Origin of the sequence: Bradyrhizobium sp. ORS 375, from assembly GCF_000239775.1 — a bacterium.
Lineage (GTDB): Bacteria > Pseudomonadota > Alphaproteobacteria > Rhizobiales > Xanthobacteraceae > Bradyrhizobium.
The window spans coordinates 11,918-28,451 of record NZ_CAFI01000205.1 but is presented as its reverse complement, the minus strand read 5'-3'; the positions used below and the strand labels follow the sequence as shown (position 1 = coordinate 28,451).

The 16,534-nt window shown below is 66.0% G+C and carries 18 protein-coding genes; 13 read left to right on the top strand and 5 right to left on the bottom strand.

The window, feature by feature from the left end:
* From BRAO375_RS17645 to BRAO375_RS17630, 4 genes are all read left to right on the top strand, one after another.
* Positions 1–419, top strand: a 419-nt coding sequence (locus BRAO375_RS17645) for a DUF2059 domain-containing protein (protein WP_035640825.1), incomplete at its 5' end; no start/stop codon positions are given.
* Positions 420–453: 34 nt separating this feature from the next.
* Positions 454–1,839, top strand: coding sequence for a glutathione-disulfide reductase (gor, locus tag BRAO375_RS17640; RefSeq protein WP_009028823.1), 1,386 nt, complete (start codon positions 454–456; stop codon positions 1,837–1,839).
* A gap of 118 nt (positions 1,840–1,957) precedes the next feature.
* The gene (locus BRAO375_RS17635) at positions 1,958–2,716 is read left to right on the top strand and encodes a DUF4336 domain-containing protein (protein ID WP_009028822.1); all 759 of its coding nucleotides are present in this window, start codon (positions 1,958–1,960) and stop codon (positions 2,714–2,716) included.
* A gap of 98 nt (positions 2,717–2,814) precedes the next feature.
* A complete protein-coding gene (locus BRAO375_RS17630) occupies positions 2,815–4,038 on the top strand; it encodes a caspase family protein (protein WP_009028821.1) in 1,224 nt (407 codons plus the stop codon).
* 165 nt (positions 4,039–4,203) lie between these two features.
* On the opposite strand, the gene BRAO375_RS17625 is transcribed toward BRAO375_RS17630, so the two are convergent.
* The 3 genes from BRAO375_RS17625 to BRAO375_RS17615 form a co-directional block, all read right to left on the bottom strand.
* Positions 4,204–4,434 carry a hypothetical protein gene (locus tag BRAO375_RS17625; protein WP_009028820.1) on the bottom strand — a complete coding sequence of 77 codons (231 nt, stop codon included), beginning with the start codon at positions 4,432–4,434 and terminating at the stop codon, positions 4,204–4,206.
* A gap of 180 nt (positions 4,435–4,614) precedes the next feature.
* Positions 4,615–5,022 (bottom strand): SRPBCC family protein, encoded by a 408-nt coding sequence (locus BRAO375_RS17620; protein WP_009028819.1) that lies wholly within the window; start codon positions 5,020–5,022, stop codon positions 4,615–4,617.
* Positions 5,019–5,342 carry an ArsR/SmtB family transcription factor gene (locus BRAO375_RS17615; protein ID WP_009028818.1) on the bottom strand — a complete coding sequence of 108 codons (324 nt, stop codon included), beginning with the start codon at positions 5,340–5,342 and terminating at the stop codon, positions 5,019–5,021. Before BRAO375_RS17615 ends, BRAO375_RS17620 begins: the two co-directional genes overlap by 4 nt.
* 323 nt (positions 5,343–5,665) lie before the next feature.
* Here BRAO375_RS17615 and BRAO375_RS37465 point away from each other — a divergent pair, with 323 nt between their 5' ends.
* The 5 genes from BRAO375_RS37465 to BRAO375_RS17590 all read left to right on the top strand — a co-directional run bounded on the left by BRAO375_RS37465 (position 5,666) and on the right by BRAO375_RS17590 (position 10,851).
* Entirely contained in the window at positions 5,666–5,845 is a 180-nt protein-coding gene (locus BRAO375_RS37465; RefSeq protein WP_035640820.1) for a hypothetical protein, read from the top strand.
* 39 nt (positions 5,846–5,884) lie between these two features.
* Positions 5,885–6,613, top strand: a complete 729-nt coding sequence (locus BRAO375_RS17605; protein ID WP_009028816.1) for a sulfite exporter TauE/SafE family protein — start codon at positions 5,885–5,887, stop codon at positions 6,611–6,613.
* A 1,134-nt stretch (positions 6,614–7,747) separates the two neighbouring features.
* On the top strand, positions 7,748–9,136 hold the full coding sequence (locus tag BRAO375_RS17600) for a class II 3-deoxy-7-phosphoheptulonate synthase (RefSeq protein ID WP_009028815.1): 1,389 nt from the start codon (positions 7,748–7,750) through the stop codon (positions 9,134–9,136).
* Positions 9,136–9,489 (top strand): diacylglycerol kinase, encoded by a 354-nt coding sequence (locus BRAO375_RS17595; RefSeq protein WP_009028814.1) that lies wholly within the window; start codon positions 9,136–9,138, stop codon positions 9,487–9,489. The genes BRAO375_RS17600 and BRAO375_RS17595 overlap by 1 nt, the downstream gene beginning before the upstream one ends.
* Positions 9,490–9,501: 12 nt before the next feature.
* Positions 9,502–10,851, top strand: coding sequence for a nitrilase-related carbon-nitrogen hydrolase (locus BRAO375_RS17590; RefSeq protein ID WP_009028813.1), 1,350 nt, complete (start codon positions 9,502–9,504; stop codon positions 10,849–10,851).
* A gap of 23 nt (positions 10,852–10,874) precedes the next feature.
* On the opposite strand, the gene BRAO375_RS17585 is transcribed toward BRAO375_RS17590, so the two are convergent.
* Together BRAO375_RS17585 and BRAO375_RS17580 are read right to left on the bottom strand one after the other, a co-directional pair.
* Positions 10,875–12,041, bottom strand: coding sequence for a DUF2865 domain-containing protein (locus BRAO375_RS17585; RefSeq protein ID WP_009028812.1), 1,167 nt, complete (start codon positions 12,039–12,041; stop codon positions 10,875–10,877).
* Positions 12,042–12,194: 153 nt separating this feature from the next.
* On the bottom strand, positions 12,195–12,503 hold the full coding sequence (locus BRAO375_RS17580) for a hypothetical protein (RefSeq protein ID WP_009028811.1): 309 nt from the start codon (positions 12,501–12,503) through the stop codon (positions 12,195–12,197).
* A 29-nt stretch (positions 12,504–12,532) separates the two neighbouring features.
* On the opposite strand from BRAO375_RS17580, the gene BRAO375_RS37460 reads away from it, so the two are divergent.
* From BRAO375_RS37460 to cimA, 4 genes are all read left to right on the top strand, one after another.
* Positions 12,533–12,874 (top strand): hypothetical protein, encoded by a 342-nt coding sequence (locus BRAO375_RS37460; protein ID WP_139031408.1) that lies wholly within the window; start codon positions 12,533–12,535, stop codon positions 12,872–12,874.
* A gap of 2 nt (positions 12,875–12,876) precedes the next feature.
* Positions 12,877–14,286 carry a cysteine--tRNA ligase gene (cysS, locus tag BRAO375_RS17575; RefSeq protein ID WP_009028810.1) on the top strand — a complete coding sequence of 470 codons (1,410 nt, stop codon included), beginning with the start codon at positions 12,877–12,879 and terminating at the stop codon, positions 14,284–14,286.
* 114 nt (positions 14,287–14,400) lie between these two features.
* The gene (locus tag BRAO375_RS17570) at positions 14,401–14,901 is read left to right on the top strand and encodes a GNAT family N-acetyltransferase (RefSeq protein ID WP_009028808.1); all 501 of its coding nucleotides are present in this window, start codon (positions 14,401–14,403) and stop codon (positions 14,899–14,901) included.
* The gene (gene cimA, locus BRAO375_RS17565; RefSeq protein ID WP_009028807.1) at positions 14,898–16,496 is read left to right on the top strand and encodes a citramalate synthase; all 1,599 of its coding nucleotides are present in this window, start codon (positions 14,898–14,900) and stop codon (positions 16,494–16,496) included. The genes BRAO375_RS17570 and cimA overlap by 4 nt, the downstream gene beginning before the upstream one ends.
* The last annotated feature ends 38 nt before the right edge of the window (positions 16,497–16,534 follow it).

Below are 16,534 nucleotides of genomic sequence, written 5' to 3'. Positions count from 1 at the left end.
CCTCGGCCGCCTGCATGGCCGGCGCGAAGGAGATTCTGGCGATGAAGAACGCCTCTGCGCTGTATGCCAATGCCGTTCCCGGCATCGTGCAGCAGGCCAAGCAGACGCTGCTGCAGTCCAACCTGAACTACCAGAAGGACCTCGACGAGGTCGCGGTCGTGGTCGCGCAGACCTATGCCGGCAAGGAGAAGGAGATCGGCGACAAGATGGCGCAGATCTACTGCAACGAGTTCACCGATGCCGAGATCGCCAATCTGGTGACCTTCTACAAGACGCCGCTCGGCCAGAAGCTGATCAACGCCGAGCCGAAGGCGATCCAGATGAGCATGGTCGCGACGAACCAGTGGGCCGCGGAATTTTCGGAGACCGTGACCGCGCAGTTCCGCGCCGAGATGCGCAAGCGCAACAAGCCGATCTGACACATACGGCGGCAAAGGTCGGCTCGGAGGACAGATGGCTGAATTCGACGTCGACCTGTTCGTAATCGGTGGCGGCTCGGGTGGCGTGCGCGCCGCCCGCATCGCGAGCGGCTATGGCGCCCGCGTTGTTGTCGCCGAGGAATATCGCATGGGTGGCACCTGCGTGATCCGCGGCTGCGTGCCCAAGAAGTTGTTCGTGATCGGCTCCCATGTCCGCCAGGAGATCGCCGATGCCGCCGGCTTTGGCTGGACGATTCCGCAGGCCTCGTTCGACTGGCCGACGCTGATCAGGAACAAGGACAAGGAGATCGCCCGGCTCGAGGCGGCCTACACCGCCAATGTCGAGAAGTCGGGCGCCAAGGTCGTGAAGACCCGAGCGACGATCGAGGATGCGCACACGGTGCGGCTCGCCACCGGCGAGACGATCAGCGCAAAATACATCCTGATCGCGACCGGCGGCGCGCCCAATCACGGCAAGCCGATTCCGGGCATCGAGCACGTCATCTCGTCGAACGAGGCGTTTCACCTCGAGCAGCTGCCGCGCCGGATCGTGATCCAGGGCGGCGGCTACATCGCGCTCGAATTCGCCTGCATCTTCGCTAATTTCGGCTCCGACGTCACCGTGGTCTATCGCGGCGACAACATCCTGCGCGGCTTCGACGAGGACGTTCGCAAGCACGTCCGCGCGGAGATGGAGAAGGAAGGCATCACCATCCTCACGGGATGCACCGTCAACAGCGTCGACAAGCACGGCAACGACTACACGACGCATCTGTCGAACGGCTCCAGCATCGCCTCCGACAAGGTGATGTTCGCGATCGGCCGCCATCCGGCGGTCGCCAATCTCGGTCTGGAGAAGGCGGGCGTCGCGATCAATCCGCGCAATGGCGGCATCGCGGTCGACGCGTTCTCGCAGAGCTCCGTGCCGAGCATCTATGCGATCGGCGACGTCACCCATCGCTTCAACCTGACGCCGGTGGCGATCCGCGAGGGCCATGCCTTCGCCGACACCGTGTTCGGCGGCAAGACCGTGCGCGTCGATCACGCCGACATTCCGACGGCGGTGTTCTGCCAGCCTGAAGTGGGCACTGTCGGTCTCACCGAGACGCAGGCGCGCGAGCTCTACGATCGCGTCGATATCTACAAGACCAGTTTCCGCCCGATCAAGGCAACGATGTCCGGCCGGGACACCCGTGTGCTGATGAAGCTCGTCGTCGATGGCACGAGCGACCGCGTGCTCGGCTGCCATATCGTCGGCGACACCGCCGCCGAGATCACCCAGGCCGTCGCCATCGCCATCAAGATGAAGGCCACCAAGGCCGATTTCGACGCCACCGTCGCGCTGCATCCCTCGGCCGCCGAGGAGCTGGTGACGATGCGCACGGTGACCGAGCGGCACGTGAGGCAGGCGGCGGAGTAGGGCGCGATCACGGGGGCCGATGATCGCGGTGTGACCGCGATCCGCACCGTGACTGATCGCGGCCGCTGCTGTTGGAACCGTCCAGCGAATGGGCGGTTGGGCGCGGAGAGCGACGCGCATGTCCCAGGACGATTGTCTTGCAACCTATCCGCCGTTGAACACCCTGAAGCCCGTCGCCGACGACATCTGGATCGTCGACGGGCCCGTGATCCGCTTCGGCATCCCGGGACTGAAATTGCCGTTTCCCACCCGCATGACCGTGGTGCGCCAGGCGTCCGCTGATCTCTTCATCCACTCGCCGACGCCTCTGACGCCGGAGCTCCGGGCTGAGATCGACGGCCTGGGCCGCGTGCGCGACATCATCGGTCCCAATCGCATCCACTATTGGTGGATTCCGGAGTGGAAATCGGCCTACGCTTCCGCGGCCGTCTATCTCGCACCACGCATTCGTGCGCAGGCGAAAGGTCACATCGATTTCGAAGGCAGGCCGCTGGATCGCAGCGCGGGCTATCCCTGGGATGATGAGATCGCGACCTTGCCGGTCGTCGGCAGCTACATGACCGAGGTCGCGTTCTTCCATCGCCCCTCGCGCACGCTGATCCTGACCGATCTGATGGAGAATTTCGAGCCGGCCAAGATCAGCACCGGCCTCGCGCGCTACCTGAGCTGGATCGGAGGCGTCGGTCCGCCGCATGGCGGCCTGCCGCGCGATCTCCGCCTGACATTCACATGGCGGCACCGGCGCGAGCTGCGGGCCGCGGTGGAAACCATGCTTGAATGGCATCCCGAGCGCATCGTGCTCGCCCATGGCGCCTGGCATCCTGCTGATGGCACCGCGATCCTGCGCGATGCGTTCTCGTGGTTGCTGCGGCGATGAGCTGTGAGCCGCCCCGATCGACACGATCCGGCCCGCTGTGCTCTTCACGTCAGCGACAGGCCGTATAAACTCCGCCGTCGACGACAGGGGGATAACGGATGCGGCGATGGATGATGCTGGTGGTGGCGGGCTTGAGCCTGCTTTGCCCATGCAGCCCCGTGCTGGCCGACACCCGGATCGCGTTGGTCATCGGCAACTCGGCCTATCGCAGCGTCAGCCGGCTCGAGAACCCCAAGCATGATGCGGAGCTGATGGCCGAGACGCTTCAAGGTCTCGGCTTCACGCTGATCGGCGGCGGCCCGCAGCTCGATCTCGACGAGGCCACGATGCGCCGGGCCGTGCAGACATTCGGCGCCAAGGCGCGCGGCGCCGACGTCGCGCTGGTCTACTATGCCGGCCACGGGGTGCAGGTGCGCGGCGCCAATTACCTGGTGCCGGTCGACGCCAACCCGGCGCGGGAGGCCGATGTCGACTTCCAGATGCTGGACGTCAATGTCGTGCTGCGGCAGATGGAGAGCGCGGGCACCAAGCTCAACCTCGTCATCCTCGACGCCTGCCGCAACAATCCGTTCGGCGGCCGCGGCCTGCGCGATGGCGCCAGCGGGCTCGCGCAGATGCGCGCGCCGGAGGGCACGCTGATCTCGTTCGCGACCCAGCCCGGCAACGTCGCGCTCGACGGAAGCGACGGCAACAGCCCGTTCACGAAGGCGCTGGCGGAAACGATCAGGCGGCCGGGTCTCGACATCTTCAAGACCTTCAACCAGGTCGGCCTCGAGGTGAAGCGCGCGACCGGCGGCACCCAGCAGCCCTGGGTATCGAGCTCGCCCGTCGACGGCGACTTCTACTTCGCCGGCCAAGCCTATGCGCCAGCCTCGACAGCGCAGCCGGCGCCGTCGTCCGTCGATCCGGCCGAGCGCGCCTGGGCGGTGACGCAGAACACCACCAGCATCGCCGTGCTCGAGGATTTCGTGCGGCAGTTCGGCGGCACGCCCTATGGCTCGATGGCGCGGGCCAGGATCGAGGAGCTGAAGAAGACGCAGACGGCGGCGCGTCCCGCGGAGACGCCGATCGAGCGTGCACAGGCGATCCTGCCCAACCCGCATCTCGTGCCGCGCGTGGTCAAACGCAACGTCTCGCAAGGTTATCTCAATCTGCGCCGCGAGCCTGGCCAGAAGTCGGAGATCCTCACGCGCATCCCGGCCGGTGAGACGGCGATGGTCGGCGGCTGTCTCGCGCCCGGCGACGGCATCAGCCGCTACCCGTCATGCCGCGCGGTGTGGAACGGCGTCGTCGGCTGGGTCTCGGCGAACGGGCTGGAGTAGGGCGTCGCACCTACGGACGGTGAAGGCTCGGTAGTCTTGAGTGTTGCCACCTGCAAGCTGAAGCCCAAACAGCCGGAATGGCGTCATTGCGAGCGCAGCGAGGCAATCCAGGGCTCAGCAAGGACTCTGGATTGCTTCGCTGCGCTCGCACTGAGGGAGAGTCTGTCAGCCGACCCTCAACTCGTTTGCCGCGCCACGTTGGCGTACGAGGTAGGGCCGCGCAAACATATACAGCCCCGTGCCCAGCAGCACGATCAGCGGGATCAGCGCCATCAGTCCGATCCAGAAGGCCGGCTGCTGCGTCTGCGTCATCGCCACGATGTTAAAGATCAAGCCGAGCGTGAAGGCGATGGATACCCAGCGATGCACCTGCCGGATGGTGTTGGACCAATTCATCTACTCCTCCCATGATGTCACTGCTGACGAAAGCGCGATATCTCACCTTCGTCATTCCGGAGCGTGCGATGCACGAGCCCGGAATCCATCAAGCGGCATTTGCGCGGTCCGATGGATTCCGGGCTCGTCGCGCTTCGCGCGTCGCCCCGGAATGACGGCGGAGTGTCTCGTCGACGGGGCTCAGTCCAGCCGGGACAGAGTCTGCTCCAACCCATCGAAGAATTTCGGCCAGCCGTAGCGCGCGCCCTGATAGGCGCGGGTCTGGTCGGCGGCGAAACCGGTCTGCTCCATGCGCAGATGCGTGCCCGCAGCGGTCGGAGTCAGGGTCCAGGTCACCACGCTGTCGAGGCCGAGCGCGGCCCAGCTGTAGGACAACGTCCTGTTCGGCTCGATGGTCCGGACCTGGCAGTCCACGATGCCCCAGTCGGCCTTCAGCTTGAAGCGGTGGTCAAGCTGGGGCGCGAAGTCATTGGCCATCAGCCACTCGGCGATGAGATGCGGCTGCGTCAGCGCGCGCCAGAGCTTTTCGGGCGGATGCGCGAACTCGCGCTCGACGACGACGGTGCGGGTCTCGGACGCAGAATTCATTGATCCATCCTGTTGAGCAGAGTTTCCAGTTGGTCGAACCGGCTCTCCCAGAACGCGGCCATGCGGCTGGTCCAGTCGAGCAGGGGCGCCAGCGCCTTCGGCTGCGCACGATAATGCGTCAGGCGGCCCTCATGGCGCTCGCGCACCAGGCCCGCCTGCTTCAGCACGCCGAGATGCTTCGACACCGCCGGCTGCGAGACGCCGGCCTTGGCGGTGAGCGCGCCGACGGTCTGCTCGCCATTGCGGCACAGACCCTCGAAGATCGCGCGTCGTGTCGGATCGGCAAGCGTGCGGAACAGCAGGTCGGGCGAGCGGGTCATCCAAATCCATAACTCATTGGTTATGGGTTGATGCATAACTGAATGGTTATGGATTGGTCAAGCGGGAATTGTCGTGAGTGTGAGGAGGCCAGCGCTGCAATGGCGCGCGTGCCACAGGTTCCTCGTGGCCTGTCGCGCCACACGCGCGTCCCGTCATTCCGCGACCCGTCGCGCCACGAGTCCTGAGATGGGGAAAAACGCAAACCCTGTTCAAACGTTCGTCGCCGAACACGCAGAAGGGACGCTGCCATCCTCCTGTCGGGGGACGCTGAGGGGACGCTGGGCTGCTAGCAATCCGATAGCGGTTGCTGGAGACGACGGACATGCGGGCTCATCAGAATTCAATGCAGCGCAAGCCGATCACGCTCAAGCCGGCGTTCGGCGCCGTCGTCCTCGTCGCCTTCCTGATCCTGCACATCGTCGCGATTGCGATTTTGCGAGGGACTGACACGCCGGACGGGACGCAGACGAAGCCGGTCTCGATGCTCCGGCCTTACGATTGACGCTCATTCATTTTCAACCCCATCAGCCGGAGAGTTCTCATGGCCGGGCTTTCCTCATTCCTGTTGCTCAGCACTGCTGTTTTCTTCGGCGCCTTCGTCTCCGGTCTCGCCGGTTTTGCGTTCTCGGCCGTCGCCGGCGCCATCCTGCTGCACGTATTGCAGCCGTTGGAGGCCGTGCCCTTGATGATGGCCTGCAGCGTCGGCGTTCAGGCGACAAATCTCTGGGCGCTTCGCAGCAGCATCCGATGGCGGGACAGTGCGGTGCTGATCGTGGGTGGTCTGCTCGGCGTTCCCCTGGCGCTGTGGCTGCTGCACAATGCGGATGCGCGAATGTTTCAGCAGGTGTTCGGCGCGACGATCGCGCTCTATGCCGCCTACATGCTGTTCAAGCCGGCGCTCGGCAGCCTCCAGCCCATGAGCAGGGGCCGCACCGCCATCGTCGGCTTCGGCGGCGGTCTCATCGGCGGCCTCACCGCGATGCCCGGTGCGCTGCCGACGATCTGGTGCGAGATGCATGGCCTGCCCAAGACCGAGCAGCGCGGCCTCGTCCAGCCGTTCATTGCCGCCATTCAGATCGCCTCGCTGGTGGTGATGCTGGCGCGGCAGGACCTGTCGTCCAAGGTGGTCATCGATCTCGCCTTGAGCATCCCCGCGCTGCTCGCCGGCACGGCGCTTGGCATCCTCGCCTTCCGCAAGGTCAACGACGCGCTGTTCAGGAAGATCATTCTGGGGATTCTGCTGGTGTCGGGTCTGTTGCTGGTCGTGTGATGTGCCTGCTGTCAGGCGATCGCACGAAGCTGGCCAAAGCGACTGTCCTGTCTCCAACAGCGCTCCGAAAATTCTTCTTTACGAATATCAGAAATCGTGCTCTAGTGTGCGCATCCCGCCTCACTCGGTAGGGGCGTTGCGCGCGATCGTCACGACACGCGGGGCGGGGAGCGATGGCCGCGATGGAGCCGCAGCGTGTCTTTCGATGCGCCGACGAACGGCTTGGCGCGGACGTGAAGTCGCAGCGTGCTGGCACCCCGAAGCTGGTGTCACGTTCGTGACGGCGCTTGCGCGCCGCGCGGGCTATGGTGGCCAACAAGCCCGGCGCACCAGGCAGACTGCGTATAAGCGTTAAGACCGTCGCGCAGGGAATGCCGGTTGATCTGCTGCACCTGTGGTACCTGCCGCCTGCATTTCTTTCCGCAGGCGGGCCATGGGTGAGGCCTTCACCCGGCATTCCCTGCGCCCTCCGATTTTTGCGAGGGACGGACGACCTTCATGCCTCGGGCACGCAGCGCCGCGAGATGGCGTATTGCTGTTTGATATTGTGCAGCCGGAAGCCGGGAACACCGAACTGTAGGGTGGGCAAAGGCGCATGGCACGGCACGAGTTGTCGGCGACGCTGTCACGCGCCGTGCCCACCATTGTTCATGACGTGACGGTGGCGGGCCCGGAGCTCGGCGCGACGCGCCGCCGCGGGCGCAGATCCGGGACCCAGACTCCGCGGCGGCCATTGGGTTGCGCAAGTCCATCCGCCTCGCCTCACGACATCGGACGGTGGTTATGGATCCCGGCGTTCGCCGGGATGACGGCAGGTGGGGCAGGAGGCGCGCCGGTGCGTCGACGAAAGAGGCGAATAGGCGGGCCGGTCGCCACGGTCGTCATTGCGAGCGCAGCGAAGCAATCCAGAGTCCCGTCCACCACCCTGGATTGCTTCGCTGCGCTCGCAATGACGGGAGACAGCGGGGGGCCGTGATCATCCGGAATCTCAACCGCGTCAAAATCCTGATGCGGCCGCAAGGGCTTGGCCGAGCGTCTTAAAATCCGGATGGCAGTCGCCGGGCAGGCTGTGTATAACGCGGCGCGCCGCTGCGGGGAACGAAGCGTGCGGATGTCGAGAGGGAGTAGAGAGCCATGACGGAGCGCTGGAGCCCGGAAAGCTGGCGGTCCAAGCCGGTGCAGCAGGTGCCTGACTATCCCGACCAGAAGGCGCTGGCCGAGGTGGAGGCGCAACTGGCCACCTTCCCGCCGCTGGTGTTCGCCGGCGAGGCGCGCAACCTCAAGAAATCCCTGGCGCGAGTGGCCGCGGGCGAGGCGTTCCTGCTGCAGGGCGGCGACTGCGCCGAGAGCTTCGCCGAGCACGGTGCCAACAACATCCGCGACTTCTTCCGCGTGCTGCTGCAGATGGCTGTCGTCATGACCTATGCCGGCGCGGTGCCGGTGGTGAAGGTCGGCCGCATCGCCGGCCAGTTCGCCAAGCCGCGCTCCTCGCCGACGGAGAAGGTCAACGGCGTCGAACTGCCGAGCTATCGCGGCGACATCGTCAACGACACCGCCTTCACCGCTGAAGCGCGCATTCCCAACCCGCAGCGCCAGCTCGACGCCTACCGGCAGTCGGCGGCGACCTTGAACCTGCTGCGCGCGTTTGCCACCGGCGGCTTCGCCAATCTCGGCAGCGTGCATCAATGGATGCTCGGCTTCGTCAAGGATTCACCGCAGTCGCGGCGTTACAAGGAGCTCGCCGACCGCATCTCCGAGGCGCTCAACTTCATGCGCGCCTGCGGCCTCGATCTCGAGAGCCATCCTGAGCTGCGCGCCACCGACTTCTACACCAGCCACGAGGCGCTGCTGCTCGGCTACGAGCAGGCCTTCACCCGTGTCGACTCCACCACCGGCGACTGGTACGCGACCTCGGGTCATTTCATCTGGATCGGCGACCGCACCCGTCAGCTCGATCACGGCCATGTCGAGTATTTCCGCGGCATCAAGAATCCGATTGGCCTGAAATGCGGCCCGTCGCTGAAGCCGGATGAGCTGATCAAGCTGATCGACATCCTCAATCCCGACAACGAGCCGGGCCGGCTGACCCTGATCAACCGCTTCGGCGCCGACAAGGTCGGCGATCACCTGCCGGGGCTGATCCGCGCGGTGCAGCGCGAAGGGCGCAAGGTGGTGTGGTCGTGCGACCCGATGCACGGCAACACCATCACCTCGAACTCCGGCTACAAGACCCGGCCGTTCGACCGCATCATCTCCGAGGTGCGCGCGTTCTTCGCCGTGCACGCCGCGGAGGGGACCCATGCCGGCGGCATTCATCTGGAGATGACCGGCAAGGACGTCACCGAATGCATCGGCGGCGCGCGCGCGATCACCGATGAGGATCTCAACGACCGCTATCACACGGTGTGCGATCCCCGGCTGAACGCCGAGCAGTCGATCGACATGGCGTTCCTGATCGCCGAGCTGCTGAAGCAGCAGCGCGGCGGCAAGACCACCCCGATGCCGGCGGTCGCGGGCTTCTGATGCTCCGTCTGTGGCGCGCGACGGTCAACTCGCGCAACGGGCTTTCCTTCGCGCTCCGCTCCGAGCAGGCGGTGCGCGAGGAGGTGGTCGCGCTGATCCTGTCGCTGCCGCTCGCCTATGTCATCGGCGCGACGCCGATGCGCAGCGTCGAGCTGGTCTGCGCCGTGATGCTGGTGCTGGTCGTGGAGCTGCTCAACACCGCGATCGAGAAGCTGGCCGATCGTCTCACCACCGACCACGATCCGAAGATCGGGCAGGTCAAGGATCTCGGCTCGGCTGCGGTCGGCGCTGCGCTCTTGATGTCCGGCGGCTTCTGGCTGTTCGCGATCGCCGAGCGGCTCGGGCTGCTGTGAGTGTCTTGAGCGATGGCCGCTGACAGCTTCAAGATCACGCTGGCCCAGCTCAATCCGATGGTCGGCGACATCGCGGGCAATGCGGCGAAGGCGCGCGAGGCGCGCGCGAAAGCTGCGGCCGATGGCGCCGATCTCGTGGTGCTGCCGGAGCTGTTCATTGCGGGCTATCCGCCCGGCGACCTCGTGTGCGAGCCGGACTTTCAGGCCGCCTGCCGGGCGGCGACCGAAACGCTGGCGCGCGAGTCGGCCGATGGCGGGCCGGCGGTGCTGATCGGCACGCCGTGGAGCGAGGACGGCAAGCTCTACAACGCGATCGCGCTGCTCGATGCCGGCCGCGTCGCGGCGACGCGCTTCAAGACCAACCTGCCGGATGATCAGCCGCGCATGTTCGCGCGCGGTCCCGCCGCGGGCCCGATCAGCGTGCGCGGAATGCGCATCGGCATCGCCATCGGCGAGGACATCTGGTCCGAGAAGGCAGGCGGCGAGAACGTCGTTGAAACCTTGGCGGAGACCGGCGCCGAGCTGATCGTGGTCCCCGCAGCGGCGCGCTATGTCCGGGGCGACGGCGACCGGCGGCTCTCGGCCGCCGTTGCCGGGGTTACCGAGAGCGAGCTGCCGCTCCTCTGGCTCAATCAGACGGGCGGGCAGGGCGACGAGGTGTTCGACGGCGCGTCCTTCGCGCTCAACGCCGACCTGTCGATGGCCGCGCAACTGCCTGGCTTCGTCGACAGTGTCACCACGCTGGCGTGGAGCAGGGGGGCGGAAGGCTGGCTGTGCCGCGGACCGGTTGCGACGCTGATCGAGGGCGACGAGGCCGACTACGCGGCGCGTGTGCTCGGGCTGCGCGACCGCGTTGCCAAGGCCGGCCACAGCGGCGTCGTGCTCGGACTGACCGCAGACATCGAGTCCTTGCTATCGTTGGCGATCGCCGTCGATGCGCTGGGGTCCGCGAAGGTTCGCGGCGTGGTGCTGTCCGGGCCGGGCACGCCGCAGCAGGCGCAGGATGCGGCGATTGCAGCCGCGGCTCGGCTTGGCGTCGCGGCCGAGACGATGTCGATCGCGGCTGCCGTCGCAGCCTTCGAACAGATCCTTCCCGGCAAGCTTTCGCGTGACGCCGACCGCGATCTGTTGGCGCGCGTTCGCGCAGCGCTGCTGAGTGCGCTGGCGAGCCTGTCCGGCGCGCTCGCCCTTCTTCCGGGCCAAGGAGCGAATGGGCATGCCGCCGACATCCAGCCGTCGCAGCTGATTCGTCTCGCAGCGCTGCGCAATCGCTGGCGGCCCGTCGGCGCATTGGGGGCGGCAGGCGAGGTGATCCCGCCTGACATCATCGACCGCGCGTCGATCGATGCGTCTGATGGATGAGGCGGATGTCGCGGCGAGACGGCTCAGCGCGGCGGGATGAAGGTCGGTCCGACCGTGCGGATCTGCTTGTCGGCACCGGCGCCGGTCGTTGTGTCTGCCGTCGTGGTCGGTGCCGAAGCTTCTGCTGGCGCGGCGCCCTTCTTGGCGGCCGTGGCCGGCGGCTTGCCGGTCTGGCGCTGCTGCATCCGCTTGGCGCTCTCCTCGGTGACGATGATGTCGCCCTGCTCGGCGGCGGAGGCTCGCTCGTCGATCGACTTCAGCGCGTCGGCCCAGGTCTGGCCCGGTGCCTTGCAGGAGCAGCTCGGGTTGAACTCGGTGCGATATTTGAACGCGTTCGGCAGCGCGCTGTAGGACTGGCCGTTGATCGAGACCGCCTGGTTCATGTCCTCGCCGGGATTGCGATAGGTGAACAGCGTCGCCTCGGCGGCCGGGCACTGCGCCTTGCAGGCGCGCTCGTCATCGGCAAAGCGGCCGGGAACGGTGGCAAACGAGATCGGGAAATAGGCGCCGTCGCAGGTGCGCACGCAGACGGTGCGATAGGTGCCTTGCGGCGCGGCGAGATCGGCGCTCGGCGGCGGCAGCGAGGCCGCCGGGTTGCTGTCGGGGCCGCCGCCGAACAGGCTGGTCAGGAAGTTGCCGCCGGCATTGCCGCCGCGATTCGCGTTCGCATATTGCTGGTACTGCGGGCCGCAATTGTTCTGGCCAAGCGCGGCCAGCACCGAGCGGCGTTGATTGTCGCGCTCGCCGCCGAAGCCGCCGCCGCGCAGCCGCTCCAGGCTGCCGGTGATCTGGTCCAGGTTCGAGCGCATCTGCTGGATCTGGTTGTTGACCGGCTGGCATTCGGCCGCGCGGCCGTTGAAGATCGAGAAGAAGCCGGGGCTGTCGCAGCCCATGCGCTTGGCCTGCATGCTGACGCGATCGAGCTCGGCCTGCTGCTTGGCCGCAGCGTCCTGATAACGCCGGATCTGGTCCTCGCGCGCGGGATCGCCGCCACCGCCGCGATCGATCGTGGCGAGCTGCGCCTCCAGACGCGGGCAGATCGGATTCACGCCGGCCTGTTGTCCGGGCTGGCCGGGGGCCATCTGCGCATAGGAATCGGAACTGGACTGGGCGAAAACATGCGAGCCGGTCAGGGACAGTCCGAGCAGCGCGGTGCAGGCCAACAGGCGCGGAGACAGGGATGCGATCAAGATGCGGTATTCCGGTCCATGGGTGCTGCCGCGGAGCTAGCACAGAATTCGGAAAATTCGCGGCAGCGGCGGGCATCCCATAGCCGCTTTGTCGGGCAGCGTCACGTCGTTTCCGGGGCGCTGCGGAGGCGGGAACAGCCGTTCCCTGATGCCTCAACGTTGGCAGGTGATCGCGACGTAGTCGCTGCAGCCGCCATGAGCGCAGTTTCCACCGGCTTTCGGCACCGATCCGGTGATTTCATCGGGGTCGACCCGGCGATAGGAGGAGGCCTGCGCAAAATCGCGTGATTGGCAGTAGGACCGTGCCGCGGAGGCGCCGCATTTGTCGCCCCGGGCCAGGCACTGGTCGACGCCATAGCCGTCGGCCTGGTTGGCGATGATGAAGATTCGGCTCTCGGCCGAAGCGGTCGTTGCGACGGCGAGGAGGACACAGCAGGCGAGCAGGCCTGAAGAGAATCGCATGGTGCACCGGGAGATGTAGGAGACAACCCATGGTTAGGCCCAAAAGGTTAAAAATGATTAACCATGAGGCAGGGCGGGACGATTTGGGCGGCGAAAACGGCCGATTTGCGGCTCTTGACGGCAACATCCTGCTGGATCATGGTGAAATCCATGAACGGTTTCCTCGCCATCTGCTGCATTTGCCGCGAGATTACGCGCTAGCGATTCGCTGGCTGAGGCCGTCTTTTCTCAACAGAGATGATCAGGACGCCCGGCCGGCAGGTCGGAAGCGTGCTGTTTGCCGTGGCCGCCCGCATCAGGGCCGTCATCTGGCGCGGGAGACCCGTTGCGTCTCGCTTGGCGAGGCGCGGGCACAGGCATTCGGGGACTGACCATGGACTTGCGTTTGTACGACACCGCGTCGCGGGAAAAGCGTCCCTTCGTGCCGCTCGATCCCGACAACGTCCGCATGTATGTCTGCGGACCGACGGTCTACGACTTCGCCCATATCGGCAACGCGCGGCCCGTGATCGTCTTCGACGTGCTGTTTCGCCTGCTGCGTCATGTCTACGGCCAGGATCATGTGACCTATGTCCGCAACATCACGGACGTCGATGACAAGATCAACGCGCGGGCGGCGCGTGATTTTCCCGGCCTGCCGCTGAACGAGGCGATCCGCAAGGTCACCGAGGTGACGGCCAATCAGTTCCACAGCGATGCCGCTGCGCTCGGCAGCCTGCCGCCCACCTTCGAGCCGAGGGCCACCGAATTCGTGCTGCCGCGTCCCGACGGCAAAGCCGACATGGTGAGCTTGATCAAGCAGCTGATCGCGCGCGGCCATGCTTATGAGGCGGGCGGCGAGGTGCTGTTCGACACGGTTTCGATGCCGGACTATGGCGCGCTGTCGGGCCGCAAGCTCGAGGATCAGCTCGCCGGCGCGCGCGTCGCGGTCGATGCGCACAAGAAGAATCCGGCAGACTTCGTGCTGTGGAAGCAGTCATCGGCGGACGAGCCGGGCTGGGACAGCCCCTGGGGGCGCGGTCGCCCGGGCTGGCACATCGAGTGCTCGGCGATGAGCGCGGCCTATCTCGGCGAGGTCTTCGACATTCATGGCGGCGGGCTCGACCTGATCTTCCCGCATCATGAGAACGAGATCGCGCAGTCGCGCTGCGCCCACGGCACCTCCGTCATGGCGAACTACTGGCTGCACAACGAGTTCGTGCAGGTCGAGGGCGCGAAGATGTCGAAGAGTCTCGGCAACTTCGTCACCATTCGCGATCTCCTGGCCGACTGGCCGGGCGAGGTGCTGCGCCTGAACATGCTCAAGATGCACTACCGCTCGCCGGCTGACTGGACGGTCAAGGGCCTTGAGGAGAGCGCGAAGACGCTCGACGACTGGTATCGCGTCGCCGCGGATGCGCCCGGCGAGACACCGGAGCCTGCGGTCGTCAACGCCTTGCTCGACGACATCAACACGCCGCTGATGATCGCCGAGCTGCACGCTTTGCGGAGCCGCGCGGCTTCTGGGGGAGAGGCCGAGCGCGCGGCGTTCGCAGGCTCGCTGCGCTATTTTGGTTTCCTGTCCGACACGTCAGCGAAATGGGAAGCTCGCAAGCAGCAGGCCAAAGGCGTCGATGCCGCCAAGGTCGATGGCCTGATCGCCGATCGCACCGCGGCCCGTGCGCGCAAGGACTTCAAGGAGTCCGACCGCATTCGCGACGAGCTCGCGGCGATGGGCGTCGTGCTGAAGGACGGCAAGGGCGCCGACGGCAAGCCGGTCACGACCTGGGAGATCGCGCGATGAAGAAGCCCGACACGCCGTTTCCGCGGCACTGGCTGTACTACATCGTGATCAAGCTCGCGGTGATCGCGGGCGCGGTGGCGCTGGTCACGAAGCTCTATGGGATCTGGTGAGGATATGGGACAGGCACTTCCGAAGGCTGCGCTGCGGCCGTTTCTCCCCACCGATACGCCAGTGCTGACGGCGATTTTCGCTGCAAGCATTCAACAACTGACCTCCGACGATTACAGCGAGGAGCAGCAGGAGGCCTGGGCCGCGGCTGCCGACGACGAGGCGAGCTTCGGCAAGAGGCTGGCGTCCACGCTGACCTTGATCGCGACCCTGGAGGGCTCGCCGGTGGGCTTTGCCTCGCTGAAGGGCAATGATCACATCGATATGCTCTACGTGCACCCAAGCGTCGCAGGGCAGGGCGTTGGCGCGATGCTGTGCGATGCGCTGGAGAAGTTCGCGGGGGCACGGGGCACCACGGGATTGTCCGTCGATGCCAGCGACACCGCCGTGGATTTCTTCCGCAAGCGCGGCTACGTCGCGCAGCAGCGCAACAGCGTCTCCATCAATGGCGAATGGCTCGCCAACACCACGATGAAGAAGCCGCTCGGCGCAGGGGCGCAGTCATGAGCAAGGAGCGTCTTCATCTGTTCGACACGACGCTGCGCGACGGCGCGCAGACCAACGGCGTCGACTTCACCTTGGCCGACAAGCAGGTGATCGCGCGCCTGCTCGACGATCTCGGCATCGACTATGTCGAGGGCGGCTATCCCGGGGCCAATCCGCTCGACACCGAGTTCTTCGCCGAGAAGCCGAAGCTCGGCCACGCCCGCTTCACCGCCTTCGGCATGACGCGGCGTGCCGGACGCTCGGTCTCCAATGATCCCGGCATCGCGGCGCTGCTGGAGGCCAAGGCGGATGCGATCTGCTTCGTGGCCAAGTCTTCCGCCTACCAGGTGCGCGTCGCGCTCGAGACCACCAACGAGGAGAATCTCGCCTCGATCCGCGACAGCGTGACAGCAGCGAAGGCCGCGGGCCGCGAGGTCATGCTCGACTGCGAGCATTTCTTCGACGGCTACAAGGAGAATGCCGCGTTCGCACTGGCCTGCGCCAGGACGGCCTATGAGGCCGGTGCGCGCTGGGTCGTGCTGTGCGACACCAATGGCGGCACCATGCCGCACGAGATCGAGGCCATTGTCGGCGAGGTCGTCAATCATGTGCCCGGCGATCACCTTGGTATTCATGCCCATAACGACACCGAGCAGGCGGTGGCGAACTCGCTCGCCGCGGTGCGCGCCGGCGTGCGGCAGATCCAGGGCACCTTGAACGGCCTCGGCGAGCGCTGCGGCAATGCCAATCTGTGCTCGCTGATCCCGACGCTCAAGCTGAAGGCGGAGTTCTCCGACCGTTTCGAGATCGGCGTCTCGGACCAGCAGCTCGGCAGCCTGATGAAGGTGTCGCGCACGCTCGACGACATGCTCAACCGCGCGCCGAACCGGCACGCGCCCTATGTCGGCGAGAGCGCCTTCGTGACCAAGACCGGCATTCACGCCTCGGCAGTGCTGAAGGATCCGCAGACCTACGAGCATGTGCTGCCGGAGAGCGTCGGCAACCATCGCAAGGTGCTGGTATCCGACCAAGCCGGCCGCTCCAACGTGATCGCGGCGCTGGAGCGCGGCGGCATTCCGTTCAGCAAGAGCGATCCGAAGCTGACGCGGCTGGTCGAGGAGCTGAAGGAGCGCGAAGCCTTAGGGTATGCCTATGAGTCCGCCAACGCCTCGTTCGAGCTGCTGGCCCGGCGCACGCTCGGCTCGGTGCCGGAGTATTTCCGGGTCGAGCAGTTCGACGTCAATGTCGAGCAGCGCTACAACGCGCTCGGCGAGCGCGTCACGGTGGCGCTGGCGGTCGTCAAGGTCGACGTCGCCGGCGAGCGGCTGATCTCCGCGGCGGAAGGCAACGGCCCGGTCAACGCGCTCGATGTCGCCCTGCGCAAGGATCTCGGCAAGTACCAGGGCTTCATCGACGGCCTGAAGCTGATCGACTACCGCGTCCGTATCCTCAATGGCGGCACCGAGGCGGTGACGCGGGTCCTGATCGAGAGCGAGGACGAGAAAGGCGAGCGCTGGACCACGGTCGGCGTGTCGCCGAACATCATCGATGCCTCGTTCCAGGCGCTGATGGATTCGGTGTTCTACAAGCTGGTCAAGTCAGGCGCGCCGGGGTGAGGTGATGCATCGTCATTGCGAGCGAAGCGAAGCAATCC

What these genes read in the sequence shown, in the direction of transcription:
- gor (WP_009028823.1), top strand. Translation starts at nt 454, where the DNA reads ATGGCTGAATTCGACGTCGACCTGTTCGTAATCGGTGGCGGCTCGGGT.
- BRAO375_RS17635 (WP_009028822.1), top strand. Translation starts at nt 1,958, where the DNA reads ATGTCCCAGGACGATTGTCTTGCAACCTATCCGCCGTTGAACACCCTG.
- BRAO375_RS17630 (WP_009028821.1), top strand. Translation starts at nt 2,815, where the DNA reads ATGCGGCGATGGATGATGCTGGTGGTGGCGGGCTTGAGCCTGCTTTGC.
- BRAO375_RS17625 (WP_009028820.1), bottom strand. Translation starts at nt 4,434, where the DNA reads ATGAATTGGTCCAACACCATCCGGCAGGTGCATCGCTGGGTATCCATC.
- BRAO375_RS17620 (WP_009028819.1), bottom strand. Translation starts at nt 5,022, where the DNA reads ATGAATTCTGCGTCCGAGACCCGCACCGTCGTCGTCGAGCGCGAGTTC.
- BRAO375_RS17615 (WP_009028818.1), bottom strand. Translation starts at nt 5,342, where the DNA reads ATGACCCGCTCGCCCGACCTGCTGTTCCGCACGCTTGCCGATCCGACA.
- BRAO375_RS37465 (WP_035640820.1), top strand. Translation starts at nt 5,666, where the DNA reads ATGCGGGCTCATCAGAATTCAATGCAGCGCAAGCCGATCACGCTCAAG.
- BRAO375_RS17605 (WP_009028816.1), top strand. Translation starts at nt 5,885, where the DNA reads ATGGCCGGGCTTTCCTCATTCCTGTTGCTCAGCACTGCTGTTTTCTTC.
- BRAO375_RS17600 (WP_009028815.1), top strand. Translation starts at nt 7,748, where the DNA reads ATGACGGAGCGCTGGAGCCCGGAAAGCTGGCGGTCCAAGCCGGTGCAG.
- BRAO375_RS17595 (WP_009028814.1), top strand. Translation starts at nt 9,136, where the DNA reads ATGCTCCGTCTGTGGCGCGCGACGGTCAACTCGCGCAACGGGCTTTCC.
- BRAO375_RS17590 (WP_009028813.1), top strand. Translation starts at nt 9,502, where the DNA reads ATGGCCGCTGACAGCTTCAAGATCACGCTGGCCCAGCTCAATCCGATG.
- BRAO375_RS17580 (WP_009028811.1), bottom strand. Translation starts at nt 12,503, where the DNA reads ATGCGATTCTCTTCAGGCCTGCTCGCCTGCTGTGTCCTCCTCGCCGTC.
- BRAO375_RS37460 (WP_139031408.1), top strand. Translation starts at nt 12,533, where the DNA reads ATGGTTAGGCCCAAAAGGTTAAAAATGATTAACCATGAGGCAGGGCGG.
- cysS (WP_009028810.1), top strand. Translation starts at nt 12,877, where the DNA reads ATGGACTTGCGTTTGTACGACACCGCGTCGCGGGAAAAGCGTCCCTTC.
- BRAO375_RS17570 (WP_009028808.1), top strand. Translation starts at nt 14,401, where the DNA reads ATGGGACAGGCACTTCCGAAGGCTGCGCTGCGGCCGTTTCTCCCCACC.
- cimA (WP_009028807.1), top strand. Translation starts at nt 14,898, where the DNA reads ATGAGCAAGGAGCGTCTTCATCTGTTCGACACGACGCTGCGCGACGGC.